This window comes from Qingshengfaniella alkalisoli, assembly GCF_007855645.1.
GTDB lineage: Bacteria > Pseudomonadota > Alphaproteobacteria > Rhodobacterales > Rhodobacteraceae > Qingshengfaniella > Qingshengfaniella alkalisoli.
In genome coordinates this window covers 118,290-142,129 of the sequence record NZ_CP042265.1, presented here as the reverse complement: position 1 = coordinate 142,129, position 23,840 = coordinate 118,290, and the positions used below count along the sequence as shown (strand labels likewise).

Here is a 23,840-nt window from a genome sequence, read left to right as displayed (position 1 = left end):
ACCCAATGCTGCGTAATTGGATCCATAAACTTCAAGCGGTACGGTCGCCGTCCACGCATGTTTGCTGATGCCTTCGCGCTGAAAAACGTCTTCATGATAATCCGCGATCTCTTCCGATCCCAGCGCCTCGCCTTGCCTAACCGATGACAAAGGCTCTGTTGTACAAATCGGCCGAACGCCGAGGTTCCCCTTTCCCCGGACGGACTTATCCCACAGCTTCCGTGACGGGTATGCCGAGCGCGGTGTAGCCGTTCAGGACGGCGATGCGGACCTGGAGCTCGGCGACCTGTCGGTCGAAGTCCCGCGCCATGAGCCGCTGGCCCAGCAGTTTGACACAGTGCATCTTTGTCTCGACGCGGCTCCGGCGGTGGTATCCGCTCCATCGTCGCCAGAGCGCGCGACCCAGGTATTTCGCCGCGCGCAGGGCCTCGTTTCGCGCCACGGCTCCCGCGGTGATGGTCTTCCAGGGCTTCGCGTTCTTTCGGGGCGGGATGACGGCATGGGCACCGCGGTCAGCGATGGCGTCGTGGCATTTACGTGTGTCGTAAGCACCGTCGGCGGTGACGCTGCCGATCCGCTCATCCGCCGGGATCTGACCGAGCAAGTCGGGTAGCACTGGGGTATCACCGATGTGGCTCCCGGTGATCTCGACAGCGCGGACCTCCAGTGTTTCCTCATCAATCCCGAGATGGATCTTGCGCCAGACGCGCCGTTTGGGACCGCCATGCTTGCGGGCGTGCCATTCGCCTTCGCCCTCGACCTTGATGCCGGTGCTGTCGATCAGCAGGTGCAACGGACCCTTGGAGCCGCGATACGGGATATTGACGGCCAGCGTCTTCTGACGGCGCGACAGCGTGCTGAAGTCGGGCACCATCCAGTCGAGGCCAACCAGTCGCAGCAGACTTTCGACGAACCCGGTTGTCTGCCGGAGCGCCATCCCGAACAGCACCTTCATCGAGAGGCACGTGTCTGTATAGCGGCGTCGCTGTAGCTCTGCCGGCGGCCACGCCTGCCTGTCGGCGCGCCATCCCAGCTCATCTCAGGGTCGAACCAGATCGTCAGCGAGCCACGGCGCTTGAGCGCTTCGTTGTAGGCTGGCCAGTTCTTGGTCCTGTAGGTTGGGGGTGTAGGTCTGCTCATGCATCCCAGCTACCACGCTGGATTCACGAGATGAATCCCTCACGCGATTTGTGCAACAGAGCCGATCGGAATAGGAATACTCCCCCAAGGCCAGTGACAAGACGTCCAGATCATTGGTGTTTGGGCTACGGAAATTGATATCCATGAATCGGGCTCCGGGCTTCTATTGACAGCGGTTGGCTTCGCGGCGAAGCACGTCTGCGAGCTCGCGACCTTCGCCTTTCTTGATGAGAATTGACGGCGCGCCGACCGAGTAAGACAACAAGACGGGAAATCCGGCGCATTGCTGTAACTCGGTGTAGCTATTTACATTTTCTTGCTGAAGTATTCCAAAGATATCCTCGAAGTCTCGACTCAAACTGCCTAGATCCTGGTGAAGGTCGTAGCTTTGGTATGCCCGTTTCGCTGCGTCAGAAAGCTTTTCACGAATCGACTCGTCAAAATCTTTGACGAAGAAGTCGATCCCGCTGATATAGGTCCCATCAGTCGGCCCATGTATGGTCACTTGGCTGAGGTCGATTCTTTTCGTTTCCGAGATGTTGTCCAACGGTCGTCGGCATTCCCGAAGGTCGCTGAGATAAAACTCCGTTACTTCGAGAACACAGCCTTCAAAGACGACCTCGGCGTGATCATCTGGATCCACATCCAACACGGCCAAGATTTCATCGGCGAGGTACGGGTTTGGCTGAATTGGTTTCGTCCAATAGTAAAAGCCGACGCCCGCGAGGCAGATAACGGCAAACGTTGCCAAGGGTTTCATCTTCATTGCGATGTCCGGATGATTAGAACATGGTTGTCATACGGGAACGCCCAAATCACTGCGCTCCGCCACTGTGGAAAGACCATGGATGGTACCTGCGTGAAATAGGTTCTGACCGCCGCACTCGTTCCCGGGTTCACATCCAGTACCGACAGAACTTCTTCTGCCAGGCCCCGTTCGGTTCTGTCGGCTTCGACCAAAAGTAATAGCCGGCGCTCGCAAGGCAGATGATGGCAAACATTGCCAAGGGTTTAATCTTCATTGCGATGTCCGGATGTTGTTAGCACGAAGGTCATTCCCCAACCGTGTTACATAGATCGTTTCCTCTTCAGGTAGCGGACAAGAAAACCAATTATCTGTGAAGCCAGCTCATATGATAAATAGAGAAGCAAAACTATTTTTATCGGCTTGTAGACCGAGTTAGTAGAATCAAGGAAAAAAAGGATATAAGAATGATGGAGAATCCGATTAATGTTGCGACAAAAATACCCACAGGCGCCGCAAAAAATCTTTGACTTTTTTTCACATCGAACTGCTTCAGTTTATTCCACCATTTCCACAACAATTAATCATGATCCTCTTGATTTTTGATTTGACTGAAAGAGCCAGTAGCGCCCAGCATCGTCACCGTCGGACCCTCAGTTCCGCGATCTCCTGCTCCTGTTTTCCGAGGAAAGGTAATTGTAACGTCGCTCATTTTTTATTTCCTCTTAGGTATTTAAACGCAAATTTGAGCAGTTTTAGGATGAGTGTGTAGGTTAAGCAGATCAGACCTATAAGTTCGATTTGCTTGTAAATTGGGTTTACTGATTCAACGTATAGGAACACATATAGAACAAACAGGAACAAAGTCACCGGCCCAACAAAATTACCGAATGGCGTGGCGAAGAATTTCTCGAGTTTATCTCGATCAAACCATTTCATTTCGCTTCAGTTTCCTTACCAATAATCATTCTAAGGCCTCTGGAATGTCGTGCGTCTTTCTTACTGGAATTTTTTGATAAAGTCCGGGGAGGCACAACTGACGAAGCGCGTTGCTAGCTCCTCAAAATGTTGCCAGTCGCGAAGAAGATTGCGGCGATAGCTCAATTTGATTGTAAAACCGGCGAACTTGAATCGATGGTCGCATATCGGATTCGGAAAATGCTCTGGCTTGCTACACATCAGGAACGAGCGCATGTTGTGCAGATCATCAAAGCGTACAAAGAAGTCGTCGTCCTCCTCAGAGATTCGAATGTTACCGACCTCATCTTCAATGATATAATTGAACTGTTTCAGGTCGTATGAGGGCAAGCGGGGATTGATTTCGCCGGGCTGACTATGAAGGAGCGCGGAACAACGGCCGAAGGCCTCACGCATGGTGACACAGTCTGTATCCGTGAGAACGGTCAGCTTGATCAGGCCAGTCGTATCGACTTTTCGCGACAGGCGACGGATTACCGGCCCGACTGCTTCTTCTACGGCACGTTCCCAGCAAGTTCGAAGCTGGTCTTGGAATGACGTCACTTCCCGGAGCCATTTAGCCTGATCGCCGCGCTGGTGATGAATCTTCACATTGGCGAGGTGAGCCTTCATGCCGTCCATCACCTTGTCGAGCGGCATGACGCTGGCTGGCGGGTCTTGATGGCAGAAGCCGGAGTTATCGGCGCCACGGCTGATCAGGCGGTGTGCGACCGGCGTTGCGTCGTGATCCTTGGTTGCACGGCAGGCTTCGTCGAGCAGCAGCAAAAAGGCCATGTCGTGTGTGAACACGATCACCTGGCGGGTGGCGCCCGCTTCGGCCAGACGTGCGGCAACCCGATCGCGGTGCAGGTGGTCAAGAGAGGAAACCGGGTCGTCGAAAACGATTGCCGACTGCGCGTCGGTGGTCGACAGCTCTGCGAGGAAGGCGGCGAGCGCTACGCAACGATGCTCGCCTTCGCTCAAAACTTTGCCAACGGGCTCACTCGGTTTGTTTATGAGACGCACTTGGAAAAAAGGTACCCCTGCTGAGGTCTTGGCCTGTTGAAGCTCGATGGCGAGGCCAGCGACCCCGAGCTTGTCAACTTCGGTCGCGAAGCGGCCGCGCAAGCGATTTGTCACAAGAGACTGGGCGATCCGGGCGCTCTGCGTCGTGATTTTGTTTGTGGCCGTGTCCTTGCTGATCCTTTTGAGAGCCTCTATTGCCTTGCAACGCTTTATCTGGGCAAGAACGTCAGCTTTCACAACACCGAGCCACTTCCGGTCTGCAAGGTCGTCGCGTTCGATGATGAGTGCAGCGCGTTGGGGAGAGCCAGCCTCTGCTTCCAGTCCTTCGATCCGCTTGGCGATCCCGTCCTGCACATCAAGTAGTGCCTCTGGCATGAGGATCACGTCCGGCGGCAATGCACGCAACACCTCGTCGGTGTGCGTTCGAAGGACTGCCCGAAGTCGCCAGGACATTTGAATGATCTGGCGGCGAAGGTTCTCTGCCAGCTCGTCCTTGCCGAAATCATCGCGGATCAGAGTGACGAGCGAGGGGAGGTCCTTCATGGGGAAGCCATGCGACGACAGCTGCTCCAGCAGCTCGCCATATGCTTCAGCGGCTTCTTCTTCACGACGTTTGCTTTCGTCCTGGACGAAGGCTTCGAAGTTGCTCAATCGGTTAGCAGCTTCTTCGCTGAGCGGCTGCTGGCACAGGACGCAATGGGCATCGGGGTCTGTCACGGGAAAAGGCTCTTCGGTGTAGGCCGCTTCGCGTGAATAGGTTCGAGCTGCTTCCCACAGGGCCCTCCAGATGTCCGAACCAATTTCTGGGAGAGGCTCCGCAGCAAAAAGATCGACTGATGCAGTCAACGCTGCTGCCCGTGCAGTCCTGAGGCGCCCATGGGCCTCGCGGAGCGAGGCCCGGTTCTGATCAGAGGCGGCGGCGGCCAATTTGCTGATCTGGTCGATCACCGCACTGATACGGGTCTTCTGAGCCTGAAGCTGACGGACCGAACGGGCGGGGTCGCTGGCAAGGTCGAAAATGAGGCTTTGAAGCTGAGCGTCTTCCTGCGGGCTCAGTCCTGCGAGTTTCTCAATGGCTTCGGGTTTGGTCTTTCCAGACAATCCGGCAATCATCTTGCCGACCGCTGTATCCGGCTTGCATTCGGGTTTCGAGAGGATGGCGGGTGTCTGCTGTTGCAGCTTATGGATTTCGACCGAAAGCTCGGCTTTCACATCTTGGCACGCCTGTGCGAGGCCGGCAAGAATGCGGAGAGGAAGGGGCGTATAGGCGAGATCGTTGGTGTTCTCGACATGGACATTGGCGGTCCGGGAGTCGAATACGCTGACGGCAGACAGCATGGGGTCGGCCGCTCCCCCCTGAGCCCACGTCGTGTTTCGTTTCTGACCGCCTATCAGGAAGTCTATGCTAGCGGTCGGTAAGCCGCCTGCTCCGGAATAAATGTTCGGAAGGATGGTATCGCCCTTCGGTGAACGTGCCCGGCAAAGCTGTTTGAGGACACGGGCGTATCCAGATTTGCCAGCCCCATTGTCGCCATAGATCACCGTAAGACCTGTCTTGCCGAAGGACAGCCGCTCGCCAGGCGCGAGCGCATTCACATTCGACAGTCCATACAAGGCGCTAAGGCTGACAACTGCATGGCTTGCGGCAGGATCACGGATGTGACTGGCGTTCAGCGGAGCTGCGGGACTGCCGCCCTTGGAGACATCAACGAGGGCCGCGATATCGGTGGGTTCAAGCTTGGTCTGGCTGCACAACCGACGCAAGGCGTCACGCTGCCAGCTTGGCAGTTCGACAGACCATTTAAGTATGCCGGCAAGCGCTTCGGCCTCATTCGAGGGCTCAGTGCTCTGTTGGTTCATCGTTTGTTTCCCCCTTAGCTTCATCTCAAGCAGCCGGCAATTTGATGATGCTATTGCCGTTCCCCATCAGGTGCCACCGACAGTGTATGGTTTGCCGGTCACTCCCAAATTATTCGGGTGTCTGTGTGTGGAAACAAGATTCATGTCAATTTTTCGCAATGCGATCAATGAAATGAAAGTCGCTTCAAAATATTTTTCTGTTGCGCCATCCGGAAAAGTAAGACTACCACACCCTCACGGGATAGCTCCTGAATCTGAGGAAGCCCGTGGGCATCATCTATTTCACAGAAGGCGCAATCATGAACCTTGAGGACTTCGCCAAACGACTTCCCAAGAACTTCACCGAGCAGGAATTCGTCGACCTGATGAACCAGGTGATTGACCTCAAAAGAATCGTCGACCTTCCTACGGCGGAACGAAGTGCCTTATTCAATGGCGTCCAGTATCTCGTCGACTTCATCATGTTGGCCCAAGAGGCGAACGGGGAGCTTCACACCCATGAGGGCCATCCTGTGGTGGATTATGGAGGGCCCTTCATCCCGCATGTGCTGGTGCGGCCGGAGGGTGTAGAGATGGACCGTGCGGCGCTGGAGACCTTCGGGGTTGGGGAGGCCGACAAGTATTTCGGGGATGAGTAAGCTTCTGGCGTAGCGGGCCGGGTTGCGACAGCCTTGCGCTGCTTCTGAGCCTGACATGTCGACACCATCTTGCCAGACGGATTCGACCAGGTTGCTCTTGCGATTGCGGAAACAGAAGATCTTGCCCGAGCCCCTGCTGAACTGTCAGAGTCAAGAGGTGCATGCCGCGCCGCATTGTCAGTCATCCTTCTTGCCATCCTGGTGCGCAGAGGCAATGGCCAGCAGGCTGCTAACTCAGTGAATGGCTGCCAGGCGTCAGTTGATTGAGTGTCGTTCGATGAAACCTCGCTCCCTCACTTGATCGAAGATTCGAAAGCCCGGGTGCGCTTTCGGCTGCCACGTCCGGCCAAACTCGATTGCGCAGGTCGTTGGCACAGCCGGAAATACGGATAGCTCGACATCCAGCCCGTGTTGATCTTTAATGGCGTCAAAGGTCTTGCCGACTACTTTGCGAAACTCTGATAGATCGTTCTGGCTACGCAGCTCTGAAGTGCCGAGTCGATTACTGCGAATTTCCCAAATGGAAACGTCGTCGTCCTCATATGCGGCTGTCACGCGCTCGTCGACGATTTCCGCTGACACCGACAGCTTGAGTGCGACTTTTTTCGATCCCGTTCTTCCCTTGAACATTGAGAAGCCAAGAGGAGGTTGATCGTCTGGCCATGCCCAGCCTGGCTTTGGTTCACGGTGTTTGCCGTATAGGGAGACTGCCGAGAGGTCAGATAGAAGCCGCCCCAGTTCCATCAAAACCGGCATCGGCGCAAAGCCGAAGATCGCCAGGTGCTGGAGTTCGCCTTCCTCAAATCTTCCTCGGATTTCGCGGTCATACTTTGAACGCAGGAGTTTTAGCACCGTCGGATAGTAATCAGGGTCACTGTCCTTGGTCGCGATGTCACGCATCTGGATGTCGATTGGGCGGCGGTCTGCCAGGTAGAACTCATTCCCCATGGCCGCGATGCAGTCAGACAGGGGGATGCTGGTTTCATTCTCTCCGATGAAAGCCGCGACTCGCACGACATGGGCAGGTTTGATCAAAGGATTGGAGAACAGGTGCGCGACCCTGTCCTCGTGCTGTTGCTTCATCTGCCGCAATACACTGACGCTGTATCGGTCCTTCTTGTTCGGGTCATCGATCTCACGGTGGTGCGGATCACACATCAGCATGATGTTGGTAGGATCGTTGGAGAGCTCATGTGACAGGGTCGGGTCGCCGCGCTCTCCGCTAGGGTCAGAAGCGATGATATGGGCAAGATAGGCGTTGTTCTTACGCAAGTCGCCTGCCACCAAGTCTTCGTCGAGGCGTTTGGAACAGCCCGGATACTGGCAGTGGCCCGCAGCACGTCCCCAGACGAGCATCCGCGTCTTGTTGTCTGGCTTAGCTCCTCTGGCCATCTTGACCTCCTTCAGCAAGGCGACGCATTTCACGTATGTTGATCGGGCCGGGTGCATTAGCTCCTCGCCAGACGCCATCGACGTGCCAGAACTCGTAGTGGTGAAGCCACTCCGATGCCCAGGGGATGATCGTGTCCGAAATCCACATGGTGTTGTCCCATTGGCCCTCGTCAGGGTCGAACAGGCAGAGCGCGGAGTTTTCGGGTGTCTCGCCGTCCAGGATCAGGTGGGGGATGTCGATATAGTCCTCGCCGTCCCGCCGCTTCAAAGCTGGGTCAAGCAAGAAGACATACGGGGCTGCAGCTGCTTCCATCCAGCTCCATTGGGCAAGTATCTGATACTCTCGTTGAAAGCCCCGGATCGGCCCTACCCATTGGATGCAAGGCGCCGCATTGAGGGACATCGGCCGATACACGCGCATCATCAGGGAGGGCCACCTATGTGCCATCCGCTGAACCTGGGATTCCGCTGATCTGGGCTTGGTCCGCTTCATTTCTTCCGCAGCTCACCCGCATGGAAGTTGTGTGCAGGTGCTTTCGAGGTCGCGGCTGCGCGTGCGACTCCCGGTGTCAGGAGTGCTGGTGTTGCGACGAAGCCCTTCCCGAGCTCATACGTGTTTTTCTGCGGAGAATTAGACAGGCTGTCCATGTATGTCCTGACGGCGTTGCCGCTGATCCGTTCGCCGAACAATCCATCGAAGATCTTCTGGATCTGCCCGACCTCGGAGGTGCGAGCTCGTTGAAGCTCGGCAAAGAGGTGTCTCAGGTCCCCGCGGAACATTTCCATCTGGCGCGTATTCTGAGGCCAGCGGTCGTTGAAATTCTCTTGGGGAAATGCCGGATTGCGCTCTTCCGGACGACGACCGGTCTCGAGAGCGTATTTCATCCGACGATCGAGTTCAGCTGCAAGATCTTCAAGCTGGGCGCAGATCCCGAACGAGTTCGGGGGGATTTGCGCGGCAACTTTTGACAGATAGACCGAGATGGGGCGTTTCTCGCTTCTGTTGACATACCTGAGGTTCAGGTAGCGTTTCATCAGCTTCAGGGCGAGCAACTGCGGCGCATCTTGAATGGGATCAACAGTCTCGGGCAACTCGTCGATATCTGCATCGGCGACGATGATGCTGGGCCGAAGCCGGTCCTTGATCTCAAGCTGGTTGCGCAGGCTGCGAACCTGAGCCTGGAACATCTGGCTGGGAAGGGAAATTTGCCCTTTGAACCATTCCGCAAATCCATAGGGGTTCACCTTGTGGCGTTCGTCGTGCCCTTCGTCTGGGCTGTGGTAGATGGCGCCGACCCGCTCTGGCCGCGGCTTCAGCGCAGGATCCATGGGCGTCACGTCCAGGTGCATGAACGCGAAACGAAGCTGAATGCACCGGGTGCAGCGTTCGATGTCCTGCACGTCCGGGAATCCTTGGAAGGCCTCGAAGAGTTCATCCAAGACCCGCCGCGGGGTCCAGCCAAATGGCGTATCGAACTCGAGAATGGCATCCAGATCAAAGCGATCCTCATCCGCACCGTGAACGATTGTGGTTCCAATCGCTCTGGAGCCCTGTGCGTAGACCAGGGCATTATCAACATGGAGACGCAAAGGACTGCCTTCGCGTTCAAGATGTGACGGGATCAGTTTGTAGCGCTTCTCAGCCACCCTGTTGTCGCGGGGGCTGAGTTCCATCTGAAGAACGGCCGCAATCAGAAGGGCGTCGAGCCCGGGGGACGTGTGATCAAGGGGCATGGACAACTCCTCTATTACCCAGTTGTCGATTGCCTCCCTCAATCGATCCTGAGGTCAATATATAGTGGTTCCACCTTTCACTCAACACCATGGGCGCGATTCGTTCTTCTTTTGTTTTCTACCTCGAACTCGGTGCTGGCATAGTGGCCGGGCAATCTCATCCATGTCGTTCTATCCAAGGAGCCGGTTGCCCGTGGACGTCTTTATCGTCAGCATGGCAAGTCATAAGCTCTGAAAATCGATAATTTCTGCAATAATGCCGATCAGACGCTAAGCGTATTTTACGACAGGATTTTGAATAACGCCAAGGATGCGCTGGTCGTCTTTTACGATCAGATACTGGGGGCGCTTGGCCTTCTTGCCTCTTGGGAAAAACAGCGCGAGGACGTCTCCGGTGGTGTCATCGGGTGAGATATAGTCTACCTGCGGCGCATCGGTATTGGCGATCACGTCAGAAAGTGTCTCGTCTGAGATCAGGATGCCTCCACCGTTCTCAATGGCATTCTTCTCCATGAATTGAAGAATTTGCAACCCTGTCACCAGGGAGCTCGTACCGTTCTGATCCAACACCATGGCAACTTGTGGGCGCTGTAGAATGATTGCCGAAAGGGCTGTTGTGAGGGGCGTATCAAACGAGAGCTCGAGTGGTTGTCGAATGTTTGTCGAAGAGACCTGAAGGCCCGGCAAGCTGCTTTTTTTCGGTGGCCCAGCACGCAAAGTCCGTGTCACCGTCGAGCATTTCTTCATCCAACTCTGAGTGTCTCCGCAAATATAACTGACCGTTTCTGAAATCTTGTCGAATTCCTCCTGAAGATTTATGCGGTGGATGGGCTCATGATGCGCAATCCTGTTGCGCAGGTGGTTGATGCTGGCCATCAGCTGACGCGCTTTTATGCTGGTGACGGGAGCTGGCATCAGCGGAAATGTATCAGTTAGTACGGTACCGGTTGCCCAGAGTACGTTATATTCTGGCCTGAATAGGTTCGACCAGAAATCAAAGCTGAGAGCTGCGACCATCTGATCCGCCGTGGGCTGGATTCCCGCCAATGAGTTCAGTAGCCTGTCCTTCGCGATTTTATGAGACCTCAGCGTGGCCGCATTAAAGTGTGGGTAGTGATTTTCTGGACAGAGCACCCAATCTGCGGTTCCAAACTCTTTCGTAAGAGCGCGATGCATAGAGTTACGTAAGGTCACCTCTACGACGCCGAGGGGGTACAGGAACGCCTTTGCGAGTCGCGCGTTCCACAGGTACACTTGATAAGCGTGAACTGGATTCCCACCTGCCAAGGCAAGGTAGGGGGCCATACGCGACACAGTCAGTGAGTTATCAAGGGCCTGAAGCAGCGTACCGTCGTAGGCGATCACTTCTTGACTTTGTGCCATGGTTCATGCATCCTCTTCTCAATAGCAGCCTCAGCTTAATAGCGGGCATCAAGCCCTGGGACAGGTACGCCGCTCCCAGGGCTTTACTTTTTTATGCCGCCCGACCAGCCCCGCGAACCGCCCGCTGGAACATCAGCCCCATAAGCATGTCCCGCGCCTCCTGGTCCTGCATGAAGGCATTCCGCATCGCGTTGTCGCGCTGGAACGCCTGGATCGCCCGGCGCATGGGGTTCGAGCCGCGGATCATCCCGGCGATTTACGTCAAGCCATTCAACAAGGGCCAGAAGAACGATTACAACGACGCCGAGGCCATCGCGGAGGCCGCGTTGCGGCCGAACCTCCGGACCGTTTCTGAGAAGGACCAGGATCAGCTCGACCTTCAGGCCCTGCACCGAGTCCGGTCGCGGCTGGTTTCGCGGCGCACGGCCACCATCAACCAGATCCGGGCCTTTCTCATTGAGCAGGGGATCACCGTCCGTTCGGGCCTGCGGGCGCTGAAGAACTCCTTTGAGACGATCCTCGAACAGCGGCGGGACGAGATATCGCCTCGGATGCGCGGCATCCTGATTGGTCTTTATGGAGACTGGCTCTGGCTGGACAAACGGATCGAGGACGTCTCGGGCGAGATCGAAGAGATCAGCCGCACTGAAGAGAACTGCGCCAACATCATGACGATCCCCGGCATCGGGCCGATGATTTCCACGGCGATGGTCGCGGCCGTCGGCAAAGGCGAGGCATTCGACCGGGGGCGCGATTTCGCGGCATGGGTGGGCCTGGTGCCCCGACAATTCAGCACCGGCGGGCGCACCATTCTCGGCAGGATCACCAAACGCGGCAGCCGCTATCTGAGGATGTTGTTCGTGCAGGCGGCGAAAGTGATCATGATGCGCCCATACCGATGGTCCGACTTCAGCTTTGGCCCATGGCTGACCGAGGCGGTCGCCCGCATGCCGCGAAACAATGCGGCCATCGCGCTTGCCAACAAACTCGCTCGAACCGCCTGGAGCCTTCTGCGGCACGGCAACCGGTTCGACGCGCCCAGAGACGCGGCCATGGAAGCGATCTAACGCTTCTCACGGGCACGAAGGAGTTCGCGACAGAGAGGACAGCATGGAACGGAGAAGATACGCCCCCAGAGTCTGACGGCCCATTGGGTCATCATAGACCTTGCCGCTAATGAGACCAAGGCGCGTGCGTAACCCCATCAAGGCCACGGCCCGCGAGCCGATCAACAGGCCGGATACATATGAGCGATTTCCGAAATCGTGCCAACTTCTCGATTGCGAACAGCAGCCGACACATACAAATGGGCCGAGGCTGTGTGAAAACTCGCAGCCATGATCGGTCAGCTATGGCATTCGCGGCATCGGCGGGACGCTCCGGTCATTTCCGGGTCGATTTCACAACGCGGCGTCCACTCCTCAGCCCGGGATCGCCTCCATCAGCCTGCGGATGCCGATCAGGGCGACGATCCGCTTGATGTTGTATGCGAGGACGTGGAGCGCCATCTCGGTGCGAACGTTCTTCAACCGTCGCATCTGGAAATGGGTCGCGCCCATCCAGCCCTTGATGGTGCCGAAGGGATGCTCGACCGTGCAGCGCCTCAGCGTCATCGGGTCGGGGTCGCGGCTTAGACGCTCCCGCATGGCATCGACCAGGACCTCGTGCTCCCACCTTGTGGTCCGGCGCTCCTTGCCGCTCGTGCATCGTGGTTGAAGCGGGCAATGCTGGCATTCGTTGATCCAGTATCGCCGGACCTGAAGGCCACCTTCTTCCCGTGTGTAGCGATAGGTCAGTTCCTTGCCGGCGGGGCAGCGATAGACGTCCCGGTCGGGTTGGTCGTGAAAGTCGGCCTTCACGAACATGCCCTTGCCTCTGTTGCCCGAGGTTTCCGGACGCGGCACGGTCGTGGTGATGCCGGCCTCGTGACAGGCGAGGATCTCGGCGCCGCTGAAGTAGCCCTTGTCGGCGATGGCGTGCAGGTCGTCGCGGCCAAGCGCCTCCTTGGCCGCAGTCCCCATCGGGCCAAGTTGCTCGCGGTCGAAGCCCTGGTTCGTGACATCGTGGGCGACGATGAGGTGGGTCTCGGTATCGACCGCGCTCTGCACGTTGTAGCCGACCAGGCCACTCCGGCGGGCGCTCGTTGCCATGGCGCGGGCGTCCGGGTCGGTCAGCGAGATCTGCCCGTCCGGCGCGTCGGCCAGCGCTTCCTCCATCGCCTTCAGGCGCTGGATCTCCTGCCGGACACGGTCGTGCCGGCGCGCGAGATGGGCCATCTTCCCTGCCCGCGCCGCGCCTTCTTCCTGCCGGTCGATGCGGGCCATCTCGCCGATGTAGCGTTCGACATCCGCCTCGAGATGGGCCAGCCGGCTGGCGATCTTCCCCTTGGTGAAGTTCCGATCGCGAGTGTTGACTGCCTTGAACTTGCTCCCGTCGATGGCGACGTAATCGCCTTTAAGAACCCCGATCCGGCGGCAGAGCTCGACGAACTGCGCGCAGGTCCGGCGGATGGCCGGGCCGTTGTCACGGCGGAAATCCGCGATGGTCTTGTGGTCAGGCACGAGGCGCCCGGTCAGCCACATCACCTCGACATTCCGACCGGCCTCGCGCTCCGGGCGCCGGCTCGACGGGACCCGGTTCAGGTAGCCATAGATGAAAAGCTTCAGCAGAACCGCCGGATGATACCCCGGCCGCCCGGTGCGCGCCGGTGCCACCCGCGCAAAACCAAGACCCGGCAGATCGACCTCCTCGACGAAAAGATCCACAACGCAGACCAGACTGTCATCGCCAACCCAGTCCTCCAGCCGCGCCGGGAACAACGTCGTCTGATCCCGCGCGACACCTTCGATGAAACCCGCCATGAACACCCTCCTGCCTCAGCAAAAGAATAGCACAGCACTGAGTTTTCACACAGCCTCGGCCCAGAGCGGATGAGGTGGGTGGCTCCTTTCCTGGCAGTCAACAACAACTGCACTTTGGCACACATTCGATGCCGGTGGAGCAGGAGCCACCCACCTCATCCGATATGGCCGATCACGACCGATTTTCGCGCTCCCGTATTGGCGTACGCCAATGTAGAATGCCTAGGTGCAGCGTGGAATAGACCGATTAGGGGGCCCTTTGGAACGCTTACGGATGATCCGGGTCGAGACCAGAATGGCTTCCGGGCTCGCCCTTGCGCAGGTAGATGCACTGATAGCGCGGTTTGCCATCGTCCGTGAACCCCACGAGTGTCCGTCGTTAGATAATTTGGGACAGCCGAGCGGTTTTCCGTTTGGAGGCTCTGGTTCATCCTTGATTGAGTTTATGCGTGTTCGGTTTGATGGCGCAAGCGCCGCTTGAGCATGGTTTTCCGTTTGATCTCCTCTCGCTGTTTCAGGATCTTCTCTGCGCGCCCGAAGTAGACGTCGGCGGGCGTCAGGTTGCCGAGGCTCTCGTGGTAGCGCCGGTTGTTGTAATGTTCGACGAAAGTATCGATCTGGCGTTCGAGATCACCGGGCAGGAAGTAATGCTCGAGCAGGACGCGGTTCTTCATGGTCTGGTGCCATCGCTCGATCTTGCCTTGGGTCTGTGGGTGGTATGGTGCCCCTCGAACACGTTCCATGCCTTTGTCGTCGAGATAACCCGCCAAGTGTCAAAGAACGACAAATTGCTCGTTACCTGAGAGCGAACATCATCGCACAAAACCCGTTGGCTCATGTGTCCTCATTGGCCATAGTGCTGTGCATGGACGCATCGCAGAACCATCAAGCTCCGCATTCCTTCTCCCAGGGCCGGCCGAAAGGACACGTTTTCCAGACGGTATCGACGCACGATGTCGCGCTGGCCGAGCGGTATGAGTATTGGACCGGCAATGTCATCCGCAACTTCGAGGTCGCGACCCCCGACGATCGGCAGAGACAGGATTTCACGGCTAAGGTGACGTCGCTCGCCACCTTGGCCGGCGAGATGCACTATGCCGAGTCCGATGCCTACACGGCACACCTGGCACGCGACACGATCGGCGGCTCCCTGGCTTTTGATGAACTGTCGCTGCTCCTGATGGTGAAGGGGAAGGTTCGCTACGCCTATGACGACGGTCAGGACATGGAAGTCGGCGCTGGCGGGTTCTTCCTGCTTGACGGTTCGCGCCCTACCTCCCTGCGGTTTTCCCGGCACAGTGTCATCCAGCTCGACCTGTCGCGGTCGCTGCTGGAATCGGTCTTCCCCGGTTCGATGCCCGCGCCGGCGTTGGTCAATGCGGCACTTGCAAATTCCCGTCTCTCTGGGCTGCTGCGCGATCATCTGCGGCAGTTTCCCGGGATTGCGACCGGGATGGCCCCGCTTGAGCAACTGGCCTTGCTCGATGCGTCGGAATCCTTTGCCATCACAACGATCGAAGGGACGTTCTCGACCGCGATCGGGATGTCGGAGCACAGCCATGCGGGCCTGCTTGCGGCCGCGCAGCGCTATATCAGGCGCCATTTGACCGACAGGGATATCAGCCCTGCGTCTGTCGCGGCGGCGATCGGCTGTTCGCGGTCCATGCTCTATAAACTGTTCTCCGAGAGCGAACTGACGGTGTATGGCTATATCCGTGAGCTACGCCTTCAGCAGCTTCTTCGCCTTCTGCAAAAGGAGAAGGGCAATGTGCCCATTCACACGCTGGCGCAGCGCTGCGGGCTTTACAATACGCCCAACGTCAATCGGGTGTTTCGCAACCGCTTCGGCATGAGCCCGAGCGAGGCGCGAGCGGCGGCGAATCGGCGTCCAGATGGCCACGGATAGCAGGTAGTTCCAAGCTAAAAACCGCTCTGTTCAGGGTGAAATCCTGCGGTTTGGACGCAAAGAGCCCATTTTGTGGACTGGCTGCTTACCGCTTATTTTTCAACGGCTTTATAGTGCAAGCTCGGAAACTTTGCCCGGTCCCTGTGCCGGGCTGATTGTTGTTGGCTGTTCGACGGCCGCGCGGCGAGGGGCTTGGACATTGACGACCGGAATTCGATCGAAGCGGTTTACGATTGTACGTGGGGGAAAATGGTATCGGGCCTTGTTGGCGGGCAGTTCGGCACTGGCACTGACCATCGCCGCAGGTCCGGTGCTGGCGCAGAATGTTGATATCGACAATGGTGACCATGAAATCGTCGATGGCACAGGACCTGGCACTCAGCCCAGCCCGTGGGTCATCAACGGCTCCGTTTTCGTCGGCTATGAGGGCACAGGCGAGTTGACCATCCAGAATGGCGGACAGGTGGTGTCCACCCCAGAACCTGGCTACATAGCGGTCGCCATCGGCCATCGGACTCATTCGGGCGGCACCGTGATCGTGTCAGGCACGGACGCCGACGGAAACGCTTCCACATGGACCAATCACGGCAACCTCAATGTCGGCAACTTGGGCACCGGCACGCTCACCATTTTGAATGGCGGACAAGTCTCTAGCACGCGAGGCAACATCGGTCGGAGTTCCGGCTCGGATGGCACGGTGATCGTGTCGGGCACCGACACCGAGGGAAACGCTTCCACATGGACCAATCACGGCAACCTCAATGTCGGCAACTTTGGCACCGGCACGCTCACAATTTCGGGCGGTGGCGTGGTCAACGTTGCAGAAGGGGCGCGGATCGCAGACCACCAAGGAACCAGCAGCGCAACGGTCCAGGGCGACGGGTCACAGTGGAGCATCAACGGCGACCTGTCGGTCGGGTTTGGATTGCGCGATACCGCCCAAGGGACACTGACTATCGAGAACGGCGGGCTTGTGACCTCGGGGGCGACGTATCTCGGGGCCTACAGGGCTGAAGCATCGGGCGCAATCGCGCTGAACGGCAATGGCGTTCTTGCCACCGGCCTTGTCGAGAAGGGCTTAGGATCCGGGACACTCTCGTTCGACGGCGGCATTCTGCGCGCCACCTCCAATGAGGCCGATTTCTTGCGCAATTTCGACGCCGGTGATGTGACGATCGACGCTGGTGGAGCGGTTTTTGACACAAATGGCTTCGAGATCGGTATCGCGACCGACCTTCAAGGCACTGGTGGCTTGACCAAAGCCGAGGGTGGCACGCTGACGTTGACCGGGGATAACAGCTATCAAGGCGGCACGCTCATCGAAGCCGGCACGCTGACGGGTAATGCTAACAGCTTCGGCGCGAGCGATATAGAAGTCCTGTCGGGTGCCAATCTTCGCTTCGAGCAGGATGGCGATGCAACGCTCGAGAACAGCATCCTGGGTGTGGGCAACGTCACCAAGGAAGGTCTCGGCACGTTGACCCTGACGGGTGAGAACTCCATGGGCCGCCTCTATATTGGCCGAGGGGCGGGCGCACCGTGGCTCGATCTGCTCGACGGCGGTGCTATTCGCTTGGCCGATGGCGCGATACTGGGTGGCACCTACCTGCACATAGGCGGAGTAAAGGGACGTGGCGCGCTGCTTCTTGAAGGGGGGGATACACACGCTACCTTTTCCAATAACGCGCTGATTGGACAGGGCGGCGAAGCTGAGTTGCGTGTCAGCGGCGGAGCCGTTCTGGAGAACAACGAGGGTCGTCTCGGCGAGGGGCTCGACTCACATGCTATAGCGACGGTCAGCGGCCAAGGCTCGTTGTGGCACAATCGCGGCGAGCTTCATATTGGCGGCTCCGGATCGGCCGGTGAAGGACATTTGCTGATCGAAAGTGATGGACGTGTGGAAAGTGGTGTTGCGCAGATCGGATATGGCTCGGGAGCCGTCGGCAACGTCACCGTCACCGAATCTGGAAGCACTTGGGAAACGCAGGGCGAAATCGAAGTCGGACGCGTGGGAACCGGCAGTTTTATGATCAATGACGGCGCGACCGTGACCTCCCATACCAACACGAGTTGGATGACAGGACAGGTCGCTCGATTTTGGGACTCCACGGGCACCGTATCCATCCGCGAGGGCGCATCGTGGATAAATGACGGCGCAGTGATCGTCGGAGGAAACGACGGAGCAGAGGGACACCTGATGCTGTCCAGCGATGGGCGCTTGCAAACGGGCGTCGCATCGTCGGACTGGGATTTTGTGCGCCTGGCGGATTCCACGAACTCTTCCGGCACGCTCAACATCGGCGCGATTGCGGGCGAACAGGCCATGACTGCTGGCGTTTTGGACAGCGGACGTATCGAGTTTGGCGATGGGACCGCAACGCTCAATTTCAACCACACCGACGACGATTATGTGTTTACGGCCGCGCTCGCGAGCGCGGGTTCTGGCACGCACAGCCTCAATCATTATGCTGGCATGACGTCGCTGGCGGCCGACAATTCTGCCTTTACCGGCACGACGACTGTATCGGGCGGCACGCTGCTGGTGGACGATGCGCTTGGCGGCACTATGACGGTCGAGAACGGCGGCACACTTGGCGGCTCGGGCATTATTGGCGACACCACGGTTGCGGACGGCGGGATATTCGCACCAGGCAATTCGATCGGCGCGCTGACGGTGGATGGTGACCTGACGCTGTCGTCGGGCTCGATCCTCGATGTTGAGATTGGCAGCCCTGGCGCAACGCCCGGTCTGGGCGCCAGCGACCGGATCGACGTGGCCGGTGATGTTGCGCTGAATGGGACACTGAACCTTTCGCAGAGCGACGACGCGACCGATGGCACGGCAGGCTTTGGTTACTATCGCCTGATGACCTATGGCGGCGATCTGACCGGCGGCGGCCTGACGATCGGCGACACGCCTGCGCTGTCCGATGCGGCCGACTATGAGATCCAGACTGATAGTGACAACGTCGATCTGTTCATCGCCGCTTCCGACAAGGCGGGTGATGATACCTTGCAACACTGGCAGGGCGGCAACGGCACCTGGAATGCTAACGATACGACATGGCTCAATGCCGGTGACGGCGCGCCCGCAGGCGAGATAGCCGTTGCATGGGCCGACAACCACGCCGTGTTCAGGAATGAGCCGGGCGGTTTCGATGGCGGCACGATCACCGTCCTAGGTACGCAGAGCTTTAGGGGGCTTCAATTCCTGAACGCAGGTTATCGACTGGAAGGCGAGGACGAGCTTGTGGTGGATGGTTCGGACCGCGATGATGGCAATGCAGAAATCCGTGTGCTGGCTGACAGCGCCGAGATCGCGACCGAGATCGCAGGCACCGGCGGCATCACCAAGACGCAAGACGGCACACTGATCCTGTCCGGCCATAACTCCTATCAGGGCGGCACCTCCATTCTCGGGGGAAGTGTGCAAGTCTCCGAGGACGCCAGTCTGGGCGCGGCGCCGGGTGGCCTCACCCTCAATGGCGGTACGCTTGTAACGACTGCCGATATGGACAGTGCCCGTTCGATCACGCTCTCCGGCGTTGGCGGTTTTGACGTAGTGTCGGCCACTACGCTCGGGCTGACAGGTACGATCGACGGCGCAGGCGACTTGCACAAGCAGGGCGACGGCACTCTGGTTCTGACCGGCACGAATGATTATGAAGGCGACACGCTGGTCAACGCGGGCACGCTCGTCGGCAATGTGGCCGCGATCCGGGGCAATATCGGTAATGGCGCAACACTCGTGTTCGATCAGATCGATGATGCGGCCTTTGCCGGTGATATCGGCGGGTTGGGCGGAACCTATGGTAAGATGATCAAGAGCGGTGGCGGCGAGTTGACCCTTGCCGGCACCTCGACGCTCGACTGGACGATCGCGGACGGCGGCCTTGTCTCGGCGGCGGACCGCTTTGCCGGCAATGTCGAGATTGGTGGGGATGGAGCGTTCACCTTCGATCAGGAAAACGACGCCGGCTATGCCAGCATTCTGTCGGGTGCCGGCGACGTCACCAAGAATGGCGACGGCGTCTTGCTGCTGTCCGGCGACAGTTCGGGATTTACCGGAACCACGACCATCACGGGCGGTGCATTGTTGATGGACGATGCGGACGGCAACGGCATGCTTGGCGGCTCGCTGGATGTGCTCAATGGCGGAACGCTCGGCGGGTCCGGAACAGTCGGATCCGGACCCGGTTCTTTGGTGACAGTCGCATCCGGCGGTACGCTTTCGCCGGGCACCTCCATCGGCACGCTGACGGTCGATGGCGATCTCGTCTTCGCGGCGGGCGCGCACTTTGCCGTCGAGGTGAACCCCAACGGCGCGGAAAGCGATCTCGTCGACGTGACCGGCATGGCCACGCTCGATGGCGGATCGGTTGCCCATATCGGGGCTGATGGCGAATACGATATCCGCTCAACCTATACGATCCTGTCTACGGGAACGCTCTCGGGAGGTTTCGAGGATGTCACTTCGGACTTCGCCTTCCTCAATCCCGATCTGAGCTATGACTATGATGCCGGCACGGTCGATCTTGAGTTTGCGCGCAACGATCGGGGTTTTGCCTCGACGGCGCTCACCCGCAACCAGATTGCCACGGCCGAAGCGATTGAGAGCATCGGCTTTGACACCGGGAACGCGGTCTATGATGCGATCGCCCAACTGTCTGACGATGACGACCTCATTCGCGCCAGCTTTGATGCGCCGTCGGGCGAGATCCATGCCTCTGCACAAACCGCACTGATCGAGGACGCCCGCTTTGTGCGCAACGCCGCCAACGACCGCATCCGCGCGGCGTTTGCCACGGCAGGCGCCTCCCACGCGCCGGTACTGGCCTATGGGTCGGGAGACACGCCGGTGCTTGTCGCCGCCGATCACGCCGGGCCGGTGTTCTGGTCGCAGGGCTTCGGTTCATGGGGCACCACCGACAGCGACGGCAATGCGGCACATCTTGACCGCTCCACCAGTGGGGTGCTGATCGGCGCGGACGGTCTGGTTGGCGATTGGCGCGTCGGTCTTCTGGCTGGCTACAGCCAGTCGAGCTTCGACGCAGAGGACCGTGCCTCATCTGGATCGAGCAGCAATTATCATCTCGGCCTCTATGGCGGCACCGAATGGGGCAATGTGGTGTTCAGGACCGGCGCTGCCTATTCTTGGCACGATATCGAGATCAGCCGTTCCGTTGTCATCCCGGGCCTCACCGACAGCCTTTCGGCCGATTACAATGCCGGCACCTTCCAGGCATTTGGGGAACTGGCCTATGGCTTCGAACGCAATCCGAGAACGCGCCTCGAGCCCTTCGCCAATCTCGCCCATGTCAGCGTGCTCACCGATGGTTTTACCGAAAGTGTTGGGATATCTGCCCTCTCTGTGGATAGCAGCACGACCGGCGTGACCTTCACCACGCTGGGCCTTCGGGGAGAACACAGCCTGACCCGCGGCACGGTCGACGCCACTTTGCGCGGCATGATCGGCTGGCGCCATGCCTTCGGTGATGCGGTGCCCGAGAGTACGCACGCCTTTTCGGTCGGCGACGCCTTCACAATCGGCGGTGCGCCCATCGCTCGCAACAGCGCCGTCATCGAGGCCGGTCTTGATCTCAGCCTGACGCCCGAAGCGACCTTCGGCCTCTCCTATCAGGGACAGATCGCATCGGACGCCCATGACCATGGGGTCAAGGCAAATCTCTCGATCAGGTTCTAACCATCGAACGAACTGGAAAATTGAGAATGCCTCGCTTGTTCCGTGTCGCCGCTCCTTTCCTTCGGTTTCCTGCTCGACGCCAGCGTCCCTGCTGGCACTGGCTCCAGCTCTTGCAGGCATGTGGCTGCACGACCAGGCCGTTGCGGTTCTCCATCAGCGTATGGCCCATGAAGCACAGCATCGCCGCGGCGCCCGGCGCCTTCTTGTAGAGACGGGCATCGGGGTCCGTCACGGACACATGGGTCGCGTTCGAGCGCTTCTCGCCCCGGAAGTTTACTTCGGCGTTGCGGGGCTGGCGGGGCGTGTCGGGCATCGGCTGGGTCTCGGTCTGCTGGGTCTGCTGGTCGGTGTCTGCGGGAGGCTCTTGGGTTGGTGGCGGCGGGCCGCCGGGATCGTCGTCGTGATCCCGCGGTGCGCTGGCTTTGACGCTCAGTGGGGCTGTTGAGCATCTTCGCAGCTCCGACTTTAGCGTATATGAAATACGTGAAAGACGGAAATGCTTGACGAATGATATGAATTACTCAAACTTTCACGTATATGAAATACGTGAAAGACGGAAAATGCTCTATCTCATCGGTGAGAATCTCGACAAGAACCGCGCACACTACCTGGCCGAAACAGGCCGGATCGTGCAGCTTATGCGAGGCATCTATGCCGATGCTGCTGAGGATATCGATGCCATCGTGCTGCGGCATGCCATACGCATCGCCAACTATCTGTATCCGCGGGCTTATCTGTCCGCTGCCAGCGCCGTACTGCTCGCACCAACGCGGGATGGCCGATTGTTCATTAGTGGACCGCGTTCACAGCGAAAACGGATCAGGACACTGGAGATCATCCAGAACATCGCGCCAGCTCATCCCTCGACCGCACCCGCGCTAATCGCGGACGGGCTGGGTGAGTTCCGGATTGATGTCTCTTCGCCGCGGCAACGATGTCTCGAAGCCTTTCGTCTGCGCAGCGAACATGCTGCCTCCATTAATGAAGAAATGCGCGCTTCACTTGCGGCGCGATTGATTGAAGAATATGGTGACCCTAAAAATGCTGCCGATGCGCTTTGGACGCTTGCGCGTCAGAATGAATGGTACCGCGAGGGCGAGCAAGCCGAGCGCTACCTTCTGAAATCACCGTCTCTGATTGAAACGCGAAATGAAGCCGCGCTCAGCTTCACGGTGGCCTGGCACAGCCAGCCGATCGGTGAGCTACGTCATGACGGCTTTGAATGGCGTTGGACGGCAGAGCAGAACTTCAATCTACCATTGGTGCAGCAGCGTACGCCCGGCAAGCTGCCTCCCTTCATTCTATCACTCTTGCCCGAAGGCTGGCTGGAGCGCGTGGTCAAGGAGAGTGATGAGCGCACACTGCTTCGCTCCGGCAAGCGGTATATGTCGAACATCACAATCAGCTCTGATGCCGCCGAGATTGCAGCGCTGCCGACAGATCGCCTTTCAACTCGCCTAAGTGAATTCAGCACCGAAGGCGTGTTTATCGGAAGCTATGAGGGGCCGGGGCGCGGTGATATTGAGAACAGTTTTGAAGAAAATCTCGCGCGCTTGTTTGCAAATTCGCAGACACCGCGCCTGTCTGGCGTGCAGATCAAGGCTCCGATGTTTCTTGACCCAAAGGGACGCCTTGTTCCCAGCACGATGGACCCCTTCACGCATATACTAAAACCGGCCGGCACAAGTGGATTTCAAGCCCTGCCGATTATCGAGTATTTGTCGATGACCTTAGGGAAGGCTGCCGGACTTGAAGCGCCGGCCATCGCATTGATAGGCATGCCGGACGGTATGCCGCCGGCGTTGATTGTGGAACGCTTTGATATCCGTAGCAGTGCCGATGATCACCGCCGTATTGCGCTCGAAGACATCTGCTCTGTTCTTGATTTGCCCCCTGAAGCCAAATATGACAGCACGATTGAGCGGATCGCGCGCGCCGTGCGCCCGCTTTCCACCGCGCCCGAGGAAGACCTGACGGTGATACTGAGGCGCGCGCTGTTTGCTTGGCTCATTGCCGATGGTGACATGCATCTTAAAAACCTTGCCCTACTTAAGATAGCAGCGCCTGGAGCAGACACGTTTGAGAGCGTGAGGATGGCCCCGCTCTATGATGCGGTGACGACCCGCGTATTCCCGCGGCTGGAGCATGATCGCATGGCGCTCAAGCTGAATGGCAAGGATGACCGGTTGCGGCGCGCCGACTTCCTACGCCTCGCCGCGACCGCCGGGATACCGGCACTTACTGCCAATGCCGCTATAGACGAGCTTATCGAAAGGTTTGCCGCCGGGCTCGATCAGATCATCGTGCCGGATGTGCCTAACCTTGAAGCGGAGATGACGGCCAAGGCCGAGCAGATGCTGGAGTTGTGCCGCGAGCGGCTTGCGGCTTGGCGCTAAGTCTTTCACATTACGCGTAGCAAAAATGCAAGAAGGTTATCTGCAGCACGGTCACACACAAGTCCGGTCTGGAGAAGCCGCATCGCAGCACCCAGCGG

The 23,840-nt window shown here is 58.4% G+C and carries 11 protein-coding genes and 4 pseudogenes; 5 read left to right on the top strand and 10 right to left on the bottom strand.

Going from position 1 to position 23,840, the window contains the following annotated elements; genetic code table 11:
- Positions 1–205: 205 nt before the first annotated feature.
- The 3 genes and pseudogenes from FPZ52_RS17115 to FPZ52_RS17105 all read right to left on the bottom strand — a co-directional run bounded on the left by FPZ52_RS17115 (position 206) and on the right by FPZ52_RS17105 (position 5,728).
- Positions 206–1,140, bottom strand: a pseudogene (locus tag FPZ52_RS17115) (IS5 family transposase).
- Positions 1,141–1,303: 163 nt separating this feature from the next.
- A complete protein-coding gene (locus tag FPZ52_RS17110; protein WP_146366820.1) occupies positions 1,304–1,906 on the bottom strand; it encodes a hypothetical protein in 603 nt (200 codons plus the stop codon).
- Between the two features lie 978 nt (positions 1,907–2,884).
- Positions 2,885–5,728, bottom strand: coding sequence for an AAA family ATPase (locus tag FPZ52_RS17105; RefSeq protein ID WP_146366819.1), 2,844 nt, complete (start codon positions 5,726–5,728; stop codon positions 2,885–2,887).
- Between the two features lie 266 nt (positions 5,729–5,994).
- Between FPZ52_RS17105 and FPZ52_RS17100 the strand changes: the two genes are divergently transcribed.
- Positions 5,995–6,366 (top strand): hypothetical protein, encoded by a 372-nt coding sequence (locus FPZ52_RS17100; protein WP_240804541.1) that lies wholly within the window; start codon positions 5,995–5,997, stop codon positions 6,364–6,366.
- 255 nt (positions 6,367–6,621) lie between these two features.
- Here the strand turns inward: FPZ52_RS17100 and FPZ52_RS17095 are convergent, their stop codons facing one another.
- The 4 genes from FPZ52_RS17095 to FPZ52_RS17080 form a co-directional block, all read right to left on the bottom strand.
- Positions 6,622–7,758: an SAVED domain-containing protein gene (locus FPZ52_RS17095; protein WP_146366818.1), complete on the bottom strand. Its 1,137-nt coding sequence runs from the start codon at positions 7,756–7,758 to the stop codon at positions 6,622–6,624.
- The gene (locus FPZ52_RS19365) at positions 7,742–8,206 is read right to left on the bottom strand and encodes a type II CBASS E2 protein (RefSeq protein WP_476748542.1); all 465 of its coding nucleotides are present in this window, start codon (positions 8,204–8,206) and stop codon (positions 7,742–7,744) included. The genes FPZ52_RS17095 and FPZ52_RS19365 overlap by 17 nt, the downstream gene beginning before the upstream one ends.
- A 41-nt stretch (positions 8,207–8,247) precedes the next feature.
- Positions 8,248–9,492, bottom strand: a complete 1,245-nt coding sequence (locus tag FPZ52_RS17085) for a nucleotidyltransferase domain-containing protein (RefSeq protein WP_168201406.1) — start codon at positions 9,490–9,492, stop codon at positions 8,248–8,250.
- Between the two features lie 270 nt (positions 9,493–9,762).
- Positions 9,763–10,875: an Abi family protein gene (locus tag FPZ52_RS17080; RefSeq protein WP_146366815.1), complete on the bottom strand. Its 1,113-nt coding sequence runs from the start codon at positions 10,873–10,875 to the stop codon at positions 9,763–9,765.
- A gap of 218 nt (positions 10,876–11,093) precedes the next feature.
- Between FPZ52_RS17080 and FPZ52_RS17075 the strand changes: the two are divergent.
- Positions 11,094–11,942, top strand: a pseudogene (locus tag FPZ52_RS17075) (IS110 family RNA-guided transposase); the annotation flags it as partial.
- A 354-nt stretch (positions 11,943–12,296) separates the two neighbouring features.
- Here FPZ52_RS17075 and FPZ52_RS17070 read toward each other — a convergent pair.
- Together FPZ52_RS17070 and FPZ52_RS17065 are read right to left on the bottom strand one after the other, a co-directional pair.
- Positions 12,297–13,736, bottom strand: coding sequence for an IS1182 family transposase (locus tag FPZ52_RS17070; RefSeq protein ID WP_146366814.1), 1,440 nt, complete (start codon positions 13,734–13,736; stop codon positions 12,297–12,299).
- A gap of 443 nt (positions 13,737–14,179) precedes the next feature.
- A pseudogene (locus tag FPZ52_RS17065) lies at positions 14,180–14,506 on the bottom strand (integrase core domain-containing protein); the annotation flags it as partial.
- A gap of 95 nt (positions 14,507–14,601) precedes the next feature.
- On the opposite strand from FPZ52_RS17065, the gene FPZ52_RS17060 reads away from it, so the two are divergent.
- Positions 14,602–15,642: a helix-turn-helix domain-containing protein gene (locus tag FPZ52_RS17060; RefSeq protein WP_168201405.1), complete on the top strand. Its 1,041-nt coding sequence runs from the start codon at positions 14,602–14,604 to the stop codon at positions 15,640–15,642.
- Between the two features lie 199 nt (positions 15,643–15,841).
- Positions 15,842–21,346 (top strand): autotransporter domain-containing protein, encoded by a 5,505-nt coding sequence (locus FPZ52_RS19455; protein WP_146366812.1) that lies wholly within the window; start codon positions 15,842–15,844, stop codon positions 21,344–21,346.
- A 124-nt stretch (positions 21,347–21,470) separates the two neighbouring features.
- On the opposite strand, the pseudogene FPZ52_RS19350 reads toward FPZ52_RS19455, so the two are convergent.
- Positions 21,471–21,635: pseudogene (locus FPZ52_RS19350) on the bottom strand (IS5/IS1182 family transposase); the annotation flags it as partial.
- A gap of 271 nt (positions 21,636–21,906) precedes the next feature.
- Here FPZ52_RS19350 and FPZ52_RS17045 point away from each other — a divergent pair.
- Positions 21,907–23,742: a type II toxin-antitoxin system HipA family toxin gene (locus FPZ52_RS17045; protein WP_146367126.1), complete on the top strand. Its 1,836-nt coding sequence runs from the start codon at positions 21,907–21,909 to the stop codon at positions 23,740–23,742.
- Positions 23,743–23,840 lie beyond the last annotated feature (98 nt).